This window comes from Micromonospora sp. CB01531, from assembly GCF_001905095.1.
Taxonomy (GTDB): Bacteria; Actinomycetota; Actinomycetes; order Mycobacteriales; family Micromonosporaceae; genus Micromonospora.
Genome location: NZ_LWLS01000060.1, coordinates 1 through 16,292, shown reverse-complemented (window position 1 = coordinate 16,292; position 16,292 = coordinate 1). Strand labels below are relative to the sequence as shown.

Here is a 16,292-nt window from a genome sequence, read left to right as displayed (position 1 = left end):
ACCCGGCCGGCGGACATCGGCCAGGGCGGCCGAGCGGAGTGAGCTGCGCTCAGGCGGCGTAGAGGGCGGCGAGGTCGACGACCCGGCGGGCGGCGGCCACCATCGCCCGGTCGGCGAACCGCCCGTCGGGCAGCACCACGGTGCCGGAGTCGCGGGTCTGCGCCTCGGCGACGGCGGCGAGCAGTTCCCGGGCCCGGGCCACCTCGCGCTCGGCCGGACGGAACGCCGCGGCGATGACGGGGAGCTGTCGTGGGTGGATGGCCGTCCGGCCGAGGAAGCCGAGCCGTCGGCCGGCGGCGCAGGAGGCGGCCAGCCCGTCGAGGTCGGCGACGTTCGCGTACACCGACATGGCCGGCGGAGGCAGGCCGGCGGCGCGGGCCGCGACGATGATCCGGCCGCGGGCCCAGAGCAGGCCGTCGTCATCGCCGACGCCCAGGTCGGAGCGGAGGTCGGCCTCGCCGAGGCCGAGCGAGGCCACCGCCGGGTGGGCGGTGGCGATCCGGTACGCGGACTCCAGCCCGACGGCGGACTCGATCAGCGGGTGCAGCGGGGTGTCGACCCGGTCGGCGACGGCGGCGACGGCCGCCGGGGACTCCACCTTGGGCAGGCGCAGGCCGGCCAGCCCCGGTTTACCGGCGACGGCAGCCAGGTCGGCGTCGACGTCCGGGCCGGTCAGCTCGTTGACCCGCACCTGGACCGGCACCGGCGACGGTTCGGCGAGGAACTCGGCGACAGCATCCCGGGCGTACGCCTTGCGGCCGGCGACGACGGCGTCCTCCAGGTCGAGGATGACCGCGTCGGCGCCGGAGGCGACCGCCTTGGCGAACCGGTCCGGCCGATCACCGGGCACGTAGAGCCAGGTCAGCCGCATCAGATCACGCCCCGCTCGCGCAGCGCGGCCAGGTCCGCGTCGGTCAGGCCGAGCGCCCGGAACACCTCGTCGGTGTCCTGGCCGTGCCGCCGGCCGGCGTGCCGGATCTCGCCGGGGGTGGCGGACATCCGGAACGGCACGTTCTGCATGCGGACCTCGCCGAGTTCCTCGTCGGGGACCGTGACGACGGTGCCGAGCGCCGCGTACTGCGGGTCGGCGAGGACGTCCCGGACGTCGTAGACGGGCGCGACAGCCGCCTGGGCCGCCTCGAACGCGGCCACCACCTCGTCCCGGTCCCGCTGTGCCACCCAGCCGGCGACGACGGCGTCGAGTTCGTCGGCGTGCGCGGCCCGGCCGCTGCCCGTGGCGAACCAGGGCTCGTCGACCAGCTCGGGGTGGCCGACGAGGCGGATCACCCGCTCGGCGATGCTCTGCGCGCTGGTGGAGACGGCCACCCAGCGGCCGTCCGCGCACCGGTAGGTGTTGCGCGGGGCGTTGTTGTTGGACCGGTTGCCGAGCCGGGGCTGCACGTAGCCGAGCTGGTCGTACCAGGTGATCTGCGGGCCGAGCATCGCCATGATCGGTTCGATGATGGCCAGGTCGACCACCTGGCCCCGGCCGGTCAGGTCGCGGCCACGCAGGGCCAGCATGACCGCGTACGCGGCGGCGAGCGCGGTGACCGAGTCGGCCAGGCCGAACGGGGGCAGGGTGGGCGGCCCGTCGGGTTCCCCGGTGGCCGCGGCGAAGCCGCTCATCGCCTCGGCGAGCGTGCCGAACCCGGGCCGGGGTGCGTAGGGGCCGACCTGGCCGAAGCCGCTGATCCGGGCGATCACCAGGCGTGGGTTGACCGCGTGCAGGGCGTCCGGGCCGAGGCCCCAGCGTTCCAGGGTGCCGGGGCGGAAGTTCTCCACCAGCACGTCGGCGTCGGCGAGCAGCCGGCGCAGCAGTTCGGCGCCCTGCGGGTCGGACAGGTTGAGCGTGACGGTGCGCTTGTTGCGGCCGAGCACCTTCCACCAGAGGCCGACGCCGTCCTTGGCGGGGCCGTGCCCGCGGGACGGGTCGGGCTTGGCCGGGTGCTCGACCTTGACCACGTCGGCGCCGAAGTCGCCGAGGAAGGCGGCGGCGAGCGGGCCGGCGAAGAGGGTGGCCAGGTCGACCACCCGAACGCCGTGCAGCGGGGCGGGCGCGGTCATGGCGTTCCCTTCGCCGGGTCGACGGCGGCGAGGAACACGTCGCCGTTGCCGAGGGCGGCGCCACCGGTGGGCGTGCCGGCGGTGCGGCCGCTGACCAGCAGCCGGCCGTCGGGGGCGAGGGTGGCGTAGACGTTCTCCTCGCCGAACGGGTCGGCCGCGTCGTCGCGCGCGGTGCCGTACTGCGCGACGGCGAGCTGCCGGCCGCGGGCGTCGAGGCGCAGGGTGAACACGTCCGCCCCGCCGGCCGGCACACCGAGCGTGCTGCCGGTGAAGCCGACCACCGCGAGCGAGCCGTCGGCCAGGGCCAGGACGTCGGTGCCGGCGTCCGCGCCGCGCCCGCCGGTGACGGTCCGCCAGCGCTGTGCGCCCTTGCTGGTGTACGCGACGGTCAGCACGTCGCCGGAGGTGGCGCCGGTGGCCACGACCTGCCCCGCGCCGGTGACGGTGACGCCGCCGAGCAGGTCGTCCCCGTCGCCGCCGGCGACGGTGAGCCAGTCGCGGGTGCCGTCCGGGGTGAACCGGGCGAGCCAGCCGTCGGCGCCGCCGAGCGGGGTGGTGCCGGGCAGTGCGGCGGAGGTGCCGCCGGCGACGTAGACGCCATCGGGGCCGACGGCGACGGCGTACGCCTTGTCCTCGCCGGAGCCGCCGAACTGGCGGGTCCAGGCGAGCGTGCCGTCCGGGGCGATCCGGGCGAGCACGGCGTCCTTGTCGCCGGCGTTGGCGCCGCCGAACGCGCCACTGGTGTAGCCGGCGACGTACGCGCCACCGTCCGGTGCGGCGGCGAGGGCGTAGAAGCGGTCGGCCTTGGCCGGGTCTCCGGCCTGGGTGAGCCAGGCGCGCTGCCCGGTGGCGGTCAGTTTCGCCACGAAACCGTCGTCCGCCGGGCTGGCCGGGTGCCGGCCGTCGAGGTCGCCGCGGGTGTAGCCGGCGGTGAGCACGCTGCCGTCGGGTAGCGGCACGGTCCCGTAGAGCCGGTCGTTGGCGGCGGTGCCGAACTGGGCGGTCCAGCGGGCGGTGGTGCGGTCCGCGGCGAGCCGGGTGACCACGGCGTCGAGGCCGCCGGCGTACGGCTGGCCGACGACGCTGCCGGACGCCGCGTAGCCGAGGGTGACGTCGCCGTCGGGGTGGGCGGCGACCCCGCCGGCCCAGTCCGCGCCGGGGGTGCCGTGCAGCGGCGCGGGCAGCCCGGCGGGCGGGGTGACGCTGAGGGTGGCGGCGAGATGCGTGAGACCGGCGACGAAGGCGGGGCGCCAGACGTCCCAGTCGTGCCCGCCGTCGAGGACGCGGAACTCGGCGGCGATGCCGTCGGTGCGCCGGACGGTGTTGTAGAGGGTGGCGGCCTCGTAGTCGAGGTCGTGGACGGCGTCGGCCGGGTCCGGGTTGGGCCATTCGTCGTCGCCGACGGCGACGAACATCCGGACCGGGGACTCCGGGTCGACGCCGGGGAGCAGGGCCGGGTAGTTCAGGCGCCGGTAGACGTCGTCGGAGAAGAGCTGGTCGCCGGTGCCGAAGGCGCCGAACTCGCGGGCCGAGGAGTCGGCCGGCGGCAGCGGCCGGTAGACGGCGGGGCTGAGCACCAGCGCGTTGGCGAAGAGGTCCTGGTGGGCGAGGGCGTAGCGCAGCGCGCCCGCGCCGCCCATCGAGTAGCCGCCGATGAGCCGGGCGTTCCGGTGCGCGGCGGTGCGGTAGGTGGCGTCGACGTGGGTGACGAGGTCGCGGGTGAGCGCGGTCTCCACGGGGCGGCCCGGGTTGTCGGCGCCGGTGTACGCGGAGTCGACGTACCAGCTGCCGCGGCTGCTCCACGGGGCGTCGGGCAGCACGGCGATCACCGGCGGCACCCGCCGATCGGCGATCAGCCGGTCGAGGTCCGACTTGATGCGGGTCCACGCCTGCATGGTGTCGCCACGCCCGTGCAGCAGGTACAGCACCGGGTAGCGGGTGGCGGCCTGCGCGGGGTCGCGGTAGCCGTACGGGAGGTAGACGGTGTAGTCGATGCTGCCGCCGAGGGCCGGCGAGGGTGCGGTGGCGGTGCCGAGCGTGCCGGCGGGATCCTTGGCGGCGACGGCGGTCTCCGGCGCCAGGACGGTGAGCCCGACGGCGGTCAGCAGGGCGACGAGGATGGCGCCGGTGCGCCACGTTCTGCTCATCGGGGGGCTCCTTCGGCGGGCAGGTCGGCGGCGCAGCGGAAGCCGATCGAGTCGGAGCGGGTGAGGCCGGCGCCGGTGAGCAGCAGCTTCACCGACACCTCGGGCGGTTGCGGGCCGCCGTCGAGATACCAGTCGGAGCCTTCCGCGCGGTACGCGCAGCCGCCCTTGAGGATGACGAACCGGGTACGCCCGTCGGAGTGTTCACTTTCGGTCAGGTTCCACACCAGCGGTGCCCGGCGCGCGAGCAGTCCCGCCTCGGCGGCGACCTGCCATTCGTCCTCGGTGGGCAGCCGCAGCCCGGCCCAGTCGGCGTACGCGCGGGCGTCGGCGAGGTCGACGCCGGTGACCGGGGCGTCGGCGGGCCCCTGCCCAGCGGTGAACCGTTCCGGCCGGACCGGCCGGTAGCCGGTGGCGGCGAGGAAGCGGGCGTACTGGCCGTGGGTGACCTCGTGGGTGTCGATGGCGAAGCGGCCGAGCCGGACCGGGCGGCGCAGGGTGCCGGTGTGGTGCAGTCGGGGCGGCAGGGGCTTCCACTCGTCGACGTAGGGGGCTTCGCCGTACAGGCCGGTCTCTCGGACGCGGTGGCGGACGGTCAGCTCGTGGTGCCCGTCGTCGACGGAGACCATGCCGTCGGGCAGGGCCGCGAGGGGCGACCACGGGGTGCGGGTACGCACGGCGGCGCGGGCCGGGAAGGACGGGTCACCGGTCGGCGGTTCGTGCCGGTCGACGGGGGTGTCGGTGGCGACCACCGCGGCGATCGCCCCGGCGGGCAGCGGCCCGCCGACGGCGACCCGCCCGTCCTCGAGTTCGGTGACGGTCAGCTCGGCGCCGGTGACCAGGTCGACGAAGCGGCCGGGACGGGGCTCGGTGAGCAGCCAGAGGCCGTCGTGGTCGGCGCCCCGGTTGACCACCGTCCACAGGGGTTGGCCGTCGTGGGTCCAGCGGGACGCGTACACCTGGCCGGTGCCGGGGTGATCGGCGAGCGGGACCCAGTCCTCGGCGCGCAGCCACGCCGCGTGGCTGGCCTGCACCCGCCGCATGGCGCGCAGCACGGCCTTGTCCCGGTCGTTCCAGCCGACCCAGACGCCGAAGACGCTCTCCCAGACCAGCACGCCGCAGCCGTTGAGCCAGGCGGAGTGCAGCTCGTCGAGGTGGCTGCGGTGCCAGCGGCGGGTGTGGTGCAGGATGTGCCGCCGCTCGAACCACTTTGCCCGCAGCACGCCGGGCACGTCGGAGTCGGCGAACCACTGCGCCCAGGACATGGCGTGGTCGGCGATCCGGGCCAGCGGCACCCGGCTCTCACCCTCCAGGACCAGGCCGGGGCGAACCCCGTCGAGGGTCTTGCGCAGCTCGCCGGCGCCCTCCTTGAGGGTGTCCAGGAAGACCCCGTCGACGCCGAGGGCGGCGGCCAGCGCGGCGACCTCCTCGGCGTCGGCGCCGGGCTCCCGCCTGGTGCCGGTGTCCCAGGGGTTGTAGTCGACGAACACCCGGACGCCGTGGGCCTGGAACTGGCGGACCACGTCGGGCAGTTCGGGGACGTCCCGGTACCAGTCGAACTGGTTGCGCGCGTCCAGCCCGATCACCGGGTACGCGTGCCAGAGGACCACTCCGTCGAAGCCGCCGAAGTCGCGCCGCGCCGCGTCGAGAAACGCGTCCACGGTGAACCCGCCCCGGTCGTGGTCGTAGAGGGTCTCGTCCCACAGCCAGGCGAGGCACACGGTGAAGCAGTCCCCGGTGATGTCGTCGTAGTGCTCGCCGGTGTAGGCGAGCCGGGCCCGGGCGTCGGCCCGCCAGCGGGTGAGCTGGTCGCGCCAGGCGGGCCAGTCGGCGGGGTCGCCCGGGGCGGCGAAGATCTTCGCCTCGTCCAGGGTGGTCAGGTCGGCGTGCGCCCCGAGCGGCACCTCGGTGGGCCGGTCGATGGGGCGCGGGAGGTACGGGTTGAAGCTCACGCCGTCGCCTCTCTGCGGTCCGCGCCGGCATGCGGCTCCACGGCACTGAATCTGATGGTTCGCTCGCTACGCTCGTTCACTCTTCCGCTCCGTAGGTCGCGGCTTGCAGGGTGTCGATGGCGGCCCGGTCGGGCAGCGCGGTGGACGCGCCGGGGCGTTGGGCGCAGGCCGCCCCGGCGGCGCAGGCCCAGCGCAGGACGGCCGGCGCGGTGGCGGCGGTGAGGGTGCCGCCGCATTCGGCGAGGGCGACCGCGAGGGCACCGGTGAACGCGTCGCCGGCCGCGGTGGTGTCGACCGCCTCGATCGCCGGCGCGGGCACCTGCAGGCGGGTGCCGTGCCGGTCGGCGTAGGCGGCGCCCCGGGCGCCGAGGGTCAGCACCACCCGGGGTACCAGGGTCACCAGCGCGTCGAGCAGGGCGGCGGGCTCGTCGATGAACATCTCGGCGACGACGGCGGCCTCGTGTTCGTTCACCACCAGCACGTCGACGAGGTCGAGCAGCTCGTCGGGGAGCGGGCGGGCCGGGGCGGCGTTGAGCACCACGGTGGTGGCGTCGGCGCGGGCCCGGTCGGCGGCCTGGGTGACGGCCGCCAGCGGCACCTCGAGCTGGAGCAGCAGCACGTCGGCCGCGCCCACCGCCGCCCGGTCGGCGGGGTGCAGGTCGGTCAGGGTGGCGTTGGCGCCGGGCGCGACGACGATGCAGTTCTCCGCGGCGTGGTCGACGGCGATCAGCGCGACGCCCGAGGGCGCGTCGACGGTGCGCAGGCCGCGCACGTCCACGCCGGCGGCGGTCAAGTTGTCCCGCAGCTGCGCCCCGAAGTCGTCGGCGCCGACCGCGCCGACGAAGGCGCAGTCCGCGCCGGCCCGGGCGGCGGCGACCGCCTGGTTGGCGCCCTTGCCGCCGGGCACGGTGCGGAAGCCGTCACCGAGAACCGTCTCGCCGGGCCTGGGCAGCTGCGGCGCGGTCACCACCAGATCCAGGTTGGCGCTGCCCACCACGACCACCCGCGCGGTCACGCCGCACCCCGGTGGGCCAGGGCGAGCGTGCGGCCGGCCAGCTCGTCGAAGCGGACGCCGTCGAAGCCGGCGATGCTGCTGGCCAGGCGATTGCGCAGCGGAGCGACCCAGCGCCCGGGCAGGGCGGACGCGCCGGTGAGCGCCCCGGTGACGGCCCCGACGGTGGCGCCGGTGGAGTCGGTGTCCCAACCGCCGGAGACCACGGCGCAGATGGACCGTTCCAGGTCGCCGCGCCCGTACGCGAGGGCCGCGGCGACCAGGGCGGCGTTGTTGCGGACGTGCACCCAGTGCAGGTGCCCGTGCCGGGCGTAGAGGGTGTCCACGATGCTCTCCCAGTCGTCGGTGCCCGTGCCGAGGGCACGTGCCTCCCGGATCGCGGCGGTGAACCGGCTGTCCGGGGGCAGCACCGACTCGCCCGCGTCCAGCACCTCGTCGACGCTGGTGGCGACCGGTGCCGCCGCGGCGAGGGCGGCCACCCAGATCGCCCCGTACGCCCCGGCCCGGACGTGGCTGACGGCGGCGTCCCGCCAGGCCGCCTCGGCGGCACGGTCGGGGCGGCCGGGGTTGGTCCAGCCGTACACGTCGGTGCGGATCTGCGCGCCGATCCACTCCCGGAACGGGTTGTGCCGGCGGGCGGTCCGCGGCGGGGTGAGGCCGAGCAGCAGGTTGCGGTAGGCGACCCGTTCGGCGGTGAAGACCCGCCCGGCGGGCAGCCAGTCCAGCCAGGCCTGCGCCACGTCGGCGCTGGTGAAGTCCGGCCCGTACGTCTCCAGGATGCGCAGCGCGAGCAGCGCGAAGTTGAGGTCGTCGTCCTCGGGCATGCCGGCGATGTTCTCGGCCAGGCTGGTGGGGGCGCTGCGCCGGTTCCACGGCCAACGGGCGGCGACGTCGGCTGGCAGCCCCTGCGCGGTGAACCACCCGCGCAGGGGCCACCGGCCGGTGGCGGAGAGGATCTCCCGGATCCCGTGACGGGGGATCTTCTCCACCGGCTTGCCGAGCAGGCAGCCGGCGGCCCGGCCGAGCCAGGCGCCGTGCAGCCGGTCCCGCTCGACGGTGGTCGGCAGGTGCCAGGCGCTCGGCCAGGTCGCGCGGACCGCGTCGAGGTCGTCGGGCTCGTGCGCGGTGTCCGGTCCGGGCCGCGCATCGGCGGCGTCGAGCAGTTCGACGGCGAGGGCGCGCAGCCGCGGCGATGCCGGCACGGGCGACGCGCCGCTGACCGGGGCGGTGACGTCACCACCGGCCGCCGCCCACCGCTCGGCGAGGTCGGTGACGTCGCGGCCCTCGTCGCGGCTCGCGGCCAGCTCGTGCGGCAGCAGGTCCTCCGGCTGCACCCAGGTCAGCCGGAGCCCGTGGGCCGCACCGGCGGCCGGGCCGTCCGCAGCGCTCATGCCGAACCGAGCTTGATGATTCGCTGGCTGCGCTCGCTCATGCCAGACCGCCGAAGCGTTCGGCGCGGCGGGCGAACCGCTCCCGGTCACGGTCGAAGACCTCGGTGGCCACCTGGGCGAGGACCCGGGCGGGCTCGACCAGGTCGGTTCGGGACGCGGAGGCGACCGCCTGCGACCACTCGGCCGGCACGGCCGCGGCGCCGCCGAGCGCCCCGGCGATCGCACCGGCCATGGTGGCCGTGGAGTCGGCGTCGCGGCCGTAGTTGACCGCACCCAGCACCGCCGCCCGGTAGTCGCCGCCGGCCACCACCAGCATGCCCAGCGCCACCGGCAGTTCCTCGATGGCGTGCAGCCGGCTGGGCCGGCGGGCGCCCAGGCCCGGGGTGCGGTACTCCTCGCCCACCGTGTCGTAGGGCGCGACGGCGGCGCGCAGCGCGGGGATCGCCGCCTTCCAGTCGTCGTACCCGCGGGCCTCCTTGACCACCGCGTCGACGGCGGCGCGGGTGCCGTCGCGGGCCAGGTCGAGGGCCGCGGCGAGCACGTCGTCGACGCCCGCGCCGGGTGCCGCGGCGGCGGCGACCGCGGCGGCGAAGACCGCCGCGGCCTCCCGCCCGTAGCTGTGCTGGTGTGCCCCGGTGAGCTCCACCGCCTCGGCGTACGCCCCGGCCGGGTCGCCGGCGTTGACGATGCCGACCGGGGCCATGTACATGGCGGCGCCGCAGTTGACGATGTTGCCCACGCCGGCCTCGCGGGGGTCGACGTGCGCGTGGTGCAGGCGGGTGACCAGCCACCGTTCGGCCGCGGCTAGCCGGTGGAAGGTCACCCCCTCCCGCTCCAGGTCCGGGAGATAGACCACCCGCTCGATCAGGTCGGGGACGAGCAGTTCCGCCACGTCGTACGCGTCGAGGTGGTCCCGTTTGGCCGCGTACGCGCGGACCAGGGCGTGGGTCATCAGAGTGTCGTCGGTGATGTGCCCGTCGCCCTTGTGGTACGGCGCGAGTGGCCGCGCGGTGGCCCAGTCGGCGTGGTACGGGGGGACGATCCCCTCGACCCAGCCGCCGAAGCGGGCGCGGATCTGCTCCGGCAGGGCTGTCTCGGTGGCCCCGCCGAGGGCGTCGCCCACCGCGGCGCCGACCAGGCAGCCGACCGACTTGTCGAGCAAGAGTGACATGGTTACCTCAGCACCTGCTTGCCCCCGTCGACCAGCTGCGTGCCGAGCTGGTCCAGGGTGATCTTGTTGGCGAAGTACTGCTGCAGCGCCGGGGTGGCGTACTTGGTCTTCCACTCCGGGTAGCCGTCGACCTTCTGGAACGGGGCGACGGTCAGGTCGGCGGCGCTGTCCGCGGCGACGTCCCAGCCCTGCTTGCCGTCGGTGGCCTTGACCAGCTCCTGGTTGGCCTGCTTGCCGGTGGGCACCAGCCAGTCACCCTTGGCGAGGGTGGCCATGTTGGTGGGGTTGAGGAACCACTCCAGGAACTGCGCGGCCTGCTTCTTGTGCTTGCTGTCCTCGGAGATGGACAGCGTCTGCGGGTTGGCGGCCTGCTTGCTGGACAGCCCCTTGATCGGCGGGAGGGTCACCCACTCGAAGCCGGCGGGGGCCTGCTCGACCATCTGCTGGCGCAGCGAGACCGAGCCGGGGAGCATGGCGTACTTGCCGCCGAAGAAGCCGGGCAGGGTGTCCGCGCCGCTCATGCCGAGCGCCTCCGGGGAGGCGGACTTGGCGGTGTAGAGCATGTCGTGGATCCGCTTGGGCACCTCCTTCTCCGGGTCGCCGACCTTGACCTCGGTCTTGCCGCCGTCGGTGTAGAAGAACTTGCCGTCGTAGTTCAACGCCAGGTTCATCACCCGGTTGGTCGGCGACTTCAGCGCCCAGGCCACGCCGTACTGGCCGGGCTTGGTGAGCTTCTGCGCGTTGGCCTGGAACTCGTCCCAGGTCCAGCCGCCGTCGGCCGGCGGGACGGCGACGCCGGCGGCGTCGAGCAGCTTCTTGTTGGCGATGACGACCTGCGACTCCAGCAGGAACGGCACCCCGGTGACCTTGCCGTCGAACGTGACGGTGTCCCAGACGCCCTGGTCGATCTGGCCCTTGAAGTCGTCGCTGAGCAGCTTCGAGACGTCGGCCAGGTAGCCCTGCTTGCTGAACTCGCCGATGGCGGACGCCTCGTAGTGCACGATGTCGGCGGCGTCGCCGCCCTCGAACGAGGTGACCAGCTGGTCGTGGATCGAGTTCCAGTCGCCCTGGACGTACTCCACCTGGATGTCCGGGTGTTCGCTGTTCCACTTGGCGACCAGGTCCTTGTTGGCCTGCAGCGACTCCTTCTGCCAGGCCAGGCTGAGGAAGCGCAGCTTGACCGGGCCGGACGACGGTTCGTCCTCGCCGCCGCCGTCACCGCAGGCGGTGAGGGCGCCGAGGCCGACGACCGCGACCGCGGTGGCCGCGGCGAGCCGACGGAATCTGCTTCGGGGCATGGGGGTTTCCTCCTTGGTGGTGGGTGGGGGACGCGGTTCAGCCCTTGACCGCGCCGGCGAGCGACCCGGACGAGAGCCGGCGTTGCATGAACGCGAAGAAGATCAGGCTGGGCAGGGTGGCGAGCAGCGATCCGGCCGCGAGGGGGCCGAGCCGGGCGGTGCCCTCGATGCCGACGAACCGGGCCAGGGCGACCGGCAGGGTCGCCAGCTCGGGCGTCTTGACCAGCACCAGGGCGAAGAAGAACTCATTCCAGGCGGAGATGAAGGAGAACAGCGCGGTCGCCACGATGCCCGGCGCGAGCAGCGGGAAGACCACCCGGCGCAGCACCTGGAGTCGGCTGGCGCCGTCGACGGCGGCCGCTTCCTCCAGGTCGCGGGGGATGTTGCGGACGAAGCCCTGCAGCATCCACAGGGCGAACGGCAGCGCCCAGACCACGTAGATCAGCACCAGCCCGGCGTGCGTGTTGGCCAGCCCGACCTGCCGCAGAATCAGGAAGATCGGGATGATCAGCAGTACGAACGGGAAGAGCTGCGACAGCAGCACCCAGCCGAGCGCGATGGTGCCGAGCCTCGTGCGGAACCGGGCGAGGGCGTACGAGGCGGGCAGCGCGACCAGCACGGTGAGCACCGCCGAGGCGAGCGACACCTGGAGGCTGTTCAGCGCGGCCCGGCCGAGTTGCTGCTCGGTGAAGGCCTGCACGAAGTTCTGCACGGTCGGGTTGCTGGGGATCAGTGTGGGGTGCAGCTGGACCAGTTCCCGGGGCGGCTTGAACGCGGTGGAGAGCAGCCAGACCAGCGGGAACCCGAGGAAGACCAGGTAGCCGGTCAGCGCAAGGTACTGCAGCGTGCGCCCGGTGCGGCTCGGCTTTCCGAACATGTCAGTTCGCCTCCCTCAACCGGCGGCGCAGATAGACGGCCAGCAGCGCGACGATGATCACGACCATGACGTTGCCGAGGGCGGCGGCGTATCCGTAGTTGCCGTAGCGGAACGCCTCCTCGTAGGCGAAGAGCATCGGCAGCATGGTCTTGCCGCCCGGGCCGCCCGCGGTGAGCACGTAGACCAGGCCGAACGAGTTGAAGTTCCAGATGAAGTCCAGCGAGGTGATCGCCACGATCACCGGGGTGATGGCGGGCAGGGTGACGTTGCGGAAGCGGTGCCAGGTGCTGGCGCCGTCGACCGCGGCCGCCTCGTGCAGTTCGCGTGGTACACCCTGCAGCCCGGCCAGGAGTACGACGGTGGTCTGCGGCATGCCGGCCCAGACACCCACGAGGATGACGGCGGGCAGCGCGGTGTTGAAGTCGCCGAGCCAGTTGGTGCGCAGCCCGTCGGCGTCGATGCGGTGGAAGAACTCGTTCAGCAGGCCGGCGTCCGGGTGGTAGACGAGCTTCCACAGGATGCCGACCACCACCGGCGGCATCGCCCACGGCACCACGGACAGCACCCGGGCCACGCCGCGGAAGCGCAGTTGCTGGTTGAGCAGCAGGGCCAGGCCGAGGGCAAGCAGGAACTGCAGCACGGTCACGCCGACTGCCCAGAGCAGGCCGATCTTGAAGGAGTTCCAGAACAGGTCGTCGCCGAGGAGTTCGCGGTAGTTGGCCAGCCCGGTGAAGCTGATCTCGACGTGGCGTCCGGCGCGGGCGTCAGTGAAGCCGAGGTAGATGCCGCGCAGCAGCGGGAACACCGACAGCACCACGATCGGCAGCAGCGACGGGAGCAGCAGCAGGTAGATGCCCATCCGGTCGGACCGGGACCGGGCCACCCGCGGCCCGTCGGTGGGGGCGACGTCGGGCCGCTCGGCCAGGGTGGTCATGCCGTCACCTCCGGGGTACGCGGTGCGGGCAGAGTTACGCCGGTCGCGGGCCCGGTGGCGCTGGAGGCGCGGACGGCGAGGCTGGGCGCGACCTGTTCCCGCCGCGGCGGCAGGGTCGGATCGGCGATGCGTTGCAGCAGCAGCTCGGCGGCGCGCCGACCACGTTCGGCGGAGCCGAGGGAGACGCTGGACAGCTGCGGGAACATCATCCGGGCCAGCTCGGTGTCGTCCATGCCGACCAGCGCGACGTCCTGCGGGACGCGGTGGCCGGCGGCGAGCAGGGCGTGCAGCGCGCCGACGGCGATCAGGTCGTTGGCGCAGACCAGCGCGTCGGGGCGGGCCCGGGCGAGCAGCCGTTCGGTGGCCGCGCGGCCGGCGGCGTACCGGAAGTCGCCGACCTCGACGAGGCGCTCGTCGAGGTCGATGCCGTGGGCGGCCAGGGCGGCCCGGAAGCCGGCGTCGCGGGCGGCGCCGGGGACGGTGTCGAGCGGGCCGTTGACGAACCCGATCCGCCGCCGCCCGGCCGCGACCAGGTGGCCGACCGCCAGCCCCACACCGGTACGCGAGTCGGTGCGCACGTTGTCCACCGGCGCGTCGGCGCCGAGCTGGCCGACCACGACCACCGGCACGGGGCTGTCGACCAGCGCGGCGAGGTGGTCGTCGGTGACCCGGATCGGCGAGACGATCATCCCGTCGACGTAGCGGTGGGCGAGCCGGCGCAGCAGCGCGGTCTCGTTGGCGATCTGCCCGCCGGTGGCGTGCACCAGCAGTTGCCGGCCGGAGGCGGCGACCACCGACTCGATGGCCCGCATCATCTCGACGTAGACCGGGTTGCCGATGTCCTCGACGGCGAGCGCGACCAGACCGGTGCGCTGCGACTGGAGTGAGCGGCCGATGGCGTTGGGCACGTAGCCGACCTCGGCCGCCGCCTCGCGCACCTTGCGGATGGTCTCCGGGCTGCCGCCGACGCCGTTGAGCACGCGGGAGGCGGACGCGATGGAGACACCGGCGCGGGCGGCGACGGTGTGGACGGTGGGACGGCCGTCGGCCGACTCCTGTAAACGTTTACGACCCACGCCCCGCACCTCCACCTGTCTGCTGTAAACGTTTCCGGGAGTCTGCGCCGAGCCGGCGATCAGGTCAAGGGCTCGTTACGAAAACGTTTCCAATCGCGCCGAGCTGCGATGGCAGGCCGGGTCCAGAACGAGTTCGGGCCGGAAGCCGTGGTGGCCAGGCCACGGCATCGTTGCGCCCGCGCAGGATGTCCCTACCTCTTGCGCCCACACCTTGACTGATGGGACCCGTGTGTCGAACCAGTGGCATTCAGCATGCCGAACGGTTCACGAAAATTGCTGGAACCGGGAGCTTCCTGCGGACAGGAGAAGGTGTGAGCGCAACATTGCGAGCCCGAATTCGCGCGGGGGACGCTGCCGCCTTCGGACAGGTATTCGACGAGCATGCGGCAGCCGTATACCGGCATGCCGTGCGGGCCGACGGTCACACCTCGGGCGCGGAGGACGTCGTGTCGCTGACGTTCCTGGAAGCGTGGCGGCTCCGCGCCACGCTGCGGCCCGACGGTGACAGTCTGCTTCCTTGGCTGCTGGGCATCGCGACGAATGTACTGCGCAACCGACGCCGTGCGACCCGACGGCGTCGGGCGGCCCTGCTGCGGATCCCGCCGGCTGCCGCTGCCCCAGACGTCGCCGAGGAGGTCGTCGGCCGGATGCACGATGCGCGGCAGTTGGCCGCAGCCGCGGCCGCATTACGTCGGTTACGCAGGGCGGAAAGGGAAGTGTTTGTGCTCTGCGTGTGGTCGCAGTTGGACTACACGTCCGCCGCCGAGGCTAACCGATTTGATTATCGATGATCAGTGATCATAGATTGGCCTGTGTGGAACGTTTTCGGCTTTCCAAGGCCTGGAAGCGTGTCGGTGTTCACCCTGTGGCGCATCACGTTTGGGTTGGCCCGGGGAGGGTTCCGGTGGCGTGGGCCGGTCGTGAGCGTTGGTTCTGCTCGATCGATGGTGGGTCGTTGAGTTGGTGAGCGGGAAGCTGCGGCTGGCCGTGGGTGAGGCCTCCCGGACCGCGTGTGCCCGTGCTGTGCTGCGCGCGGGGGTGGATGAGGCAACCGGCGAGGTGCTGTCTCCGGCGGTGCTGGCGCGGCGGGTTGGTTGGTGTGCTGATCTGGTGGCGGGCATGGTGGCCGCGCTGGTCGGTGAGCATTGGAACCGCGTGGATGTGGGGGTGTTGGCGGCCGGGGTGGATGCGGGTGGGCGGCGGTTGCCGTCGCAGGCGTGGATGGCGTTGCGGCGGCTGGGCTGGGCGGTGACCGCGCCGGTGGGCGTGAGGGTTAATGACCGGGTCGTGCGGATGGCGCAGGAGCAGGCGGGGCGTGCGCTGCGTTCGGTGAAGTGGCGCGCTGACGTGACCGCCGGGGTCCTGGCGGCCTGGCCGGCCGATCCGCGCAAGCGCACCCCCGCCGAGTGGGATCACGTGCGAGCCTCGATCCCAGGCGGGCAGCACCTGCCATCCAATGTCATCAAGGGCCGCACCCGGCAGGCCGTCACGTTCGCCAAGGCCAATGGTCGCCTGCCGGTGGACGTGTTCGAACTCGAAGGCGCCCCGAGGATCGGGCGGATGTTGCTGCTGGCCGCGTGTGACCGGCAGCAGGCCACCATCGAGCGCTGCGACACTGGCCCGGCGAAGGCGCTGCTGCGGCTGCAGTTGCCCACCCGTCCGGATCCGCGAGGGTATCGGGACTGGACGTGGGTCGAGTGCCGGATCAGCCTGCCGTCCACGGTTCCCGCCTCGGCGGTGCTGCACCTGCCGACCCTCCGCGTCACCGACGGGACGGTGCGTGCCGACATGGCGTACACGCATGCCGTGCCGAAGGCCCGGGCCACCGGTCACTCGGTGGCGCTTGGCGTGGACTGGGGTCTCAACACTCTCCTCAGCGCGGGTGCCCTACGACTGGGAAAGGATGGCCGGATCACGGCGTTGGGGGCGGGTGGCCAGTTCCGCGCCGCTGGGGTCCTGGCCAAGCAGCACCGCCTGCGCCGCCACAGCGAGCGGCTGCATGCGAAGGCCGACCAGTACGCGCGGCTGCTCGGCGGCCGCCCCGACGAGCAGCTGAGGGCGAAACGTGAGGTGCTGGCCGGCGAGATCCGCCACGTGTCCGCCCGCCGCCAAAACTTGAACGATGCGCTCGCGTGGGCTGCCGCCCGCTGGACCGTCGACCAGGCGATCGCCGCCCGGGCGACGGCGATCTGTCTGGAAGACCTGCGGTCGATGGAAGCGCGGGGCATGGGGCACAGCCTGAACACGCGCCTGTCCCAGCAGGTCCGCGGAAGAATCAGCGACCGGATGCGGCACCTCGCCGCCGAGCACGGGATCGCCGTGGTCACCGTCCCCGCCCGGAACACCTCCAAGCACCAACGTAAGAGCTGGTTG

Annotated in this window: 13 protein-coding genes; 2 read left to right on the top strand and 11 right to left on the bottom strand. The window is 73.5% G+C overall.

Translation table 11 applies throughout. The annotated features are described in order from the left end of the window. Nucleotides 1-49: 49 nt before the first annotated feature. From A6A27_RS11175 to A6A27_RS11125, 11 genes are all read right to left on the bottom strand, one after another. The gene (locus A6A27_RS11175) at nt 50-871 is read right to left on the bottom strand and encodes an HpcH/HpaI aldolase/citrate lyase family protein (protein WP_083672547.1); all 822 of its coding nucleotides are present in this window, start codon (nt 869-871) and stop codon (nt 50-52) included. Continuing rightward, the gene (locus A6A27_RS11170) at nt 871-2,064 is read right to left on the bottom strand and encodes a CaiB/BaiF CoA transferase family protein (RefSeq protein ID WP_073834510.1); all 1,194 of its coding nucleotides are present in this window, start codon (nt 2,062-2,064) and stop codon (nt 871-873) included. Before A6A27_RS11170 ends, A6A27_RS11175 begins: the two co-directional genes overlap by 1 nt. Continuing rightward, a complete protein-coding gene (locus A6A27_RS11165) occupies nt 2,061-4,211 on the bottom strand; it encodes an alpha/beta hydrolase-fold protein (protein WP_073834509.1) in 2,151 nt (716 codons plus the stop codon). The genes A6A27_RS11170 and A6A27_RS11165 overlap by 4 nt, the downstream gene beginning before the upstream one ends. Further along, the gene (locus A6A27_RS45555; protein ID WP_073834508.1) at nt 4,208-6,160 is read right to left on the bottom strand and encodes a formylglycine-generating enzyme family protein; all 1,953 of its coding nucleotides are present in this window, start codon (nt 6,158-6,160) and stop codon (nt 4,208-4,210) included. The genes A6A27_RS11165 and A6A27_RS45555 overlap by 4 nt, the downstream gene beginning before the upstream one ends. Nucleotides 6,161-6,236: 76 nt before the next feature. Next, nucleotides 6,237-7,175: a ribokinase gene (locus tag A6A27_RS11155; protein ID WP_073834507.1), complete on the bottom strand. Its 939-nt coding sequence runs from the start codon at nt 7,173-7,175 to the stop codon at nt 6,237-6,239. Continuing rightward, on the bottom strand, nt 7,172-8,563 hold the full coding sequence (locus A6A27_RS11150; RefSeq protein ID WP_073834506.1) for an ADP-ribosylglycohydrolase family protein: 1,392 nt from the start codon (nt 8,561-8,563) through the stop codon (nt 7,172-7,174). The genes A6A27_RS11155 and A6A27_RS11150 overlap by 4 nt, the downstream gene beginning before the upstream one ends. A gap of 37 nt (nt 8,564-8,600) precedes the next feature. Then, entirely contained in the window at nt 8,601-9,734 is a 1,134-nt protein-coding gene (locus A6A27_RS11145; protein WP_073834505.1) for an ADP-ribosylglycohydrolase family protein, read from the bottom strand. A 2-nt stretch (nt 9,735-9,736) separates the two neighbouring features. Further along, a complete protein-coding gene (locus A6A27_RS11140; RefSeq protein WP_073834504.1) occupies nt 9,737-11,032 on the bottom strand; it encodes an ABC transporter substrate-binding protein in 1,296 nt (431 codons plus the stop codon). Between the two features lie 37 nt (nt 11,033-11,069). Then, complete coding sequence (locus tag A6A27_RS11135; RefSeq protein ID WP_073834503.1) at nt 11,070-11,909, bottom strand: carbohydrate ABC transporter permease; 840 nt, start codon at nt 11,907-11,909, stop codon at nt 11,070-11,072. Between the two features lies 1 nt (nt 11,910). Then, nucleotides 11,911-12,843 carry a carbohydrate ABC transporter permease gene (locus A6A27_RS11130; protein WP_073834502.1) on the bottom strand — a complete coding sequence of 311 codons (933 nt, stop codon included), beginning with the start codon at nt 12,841-12,843 and terminating at the stop codon, nt 11,911-11,913. Then, nucleotides 12,840-13,919, bottom strand: a complete 1,080-nt coding sequence (locus A6A27_RS11125; protein WP_073834612.1) for a LacI family DNA-binding transcriptional regulator — start codon at nt 13,917-13,919, stop codon at nt 12,840-12,842. Before A6A27_RS11125 ends, A6A27_RS11130 begins: the two co-directional genes overlap by 4 nt. 311 nt (nt 13,920-14,230) lie before the next feature. Between A6A27_RS11125 and A6A27_RS11120 the strand changes: the two genes are divergently transcribed. Next, entirely contained in the window at nt 14,231-14,710 is a 480-nt protein-coding gene (locus A6A27_RS11120) for an RNA polymerase sigma factor (protein WP_198940267.1), read from the top strand. A 172-nt stretch (nt 14,711-14,882) separates the two neighbouring features. After that, nucleotides 14,883-16,292, top strand: a 1,410-nt coding sequence (locus tag A6A27_RS11115; protein WP_073834501.1) for a transposase, incomplete at its 3' end; no start/stop codon positions are given.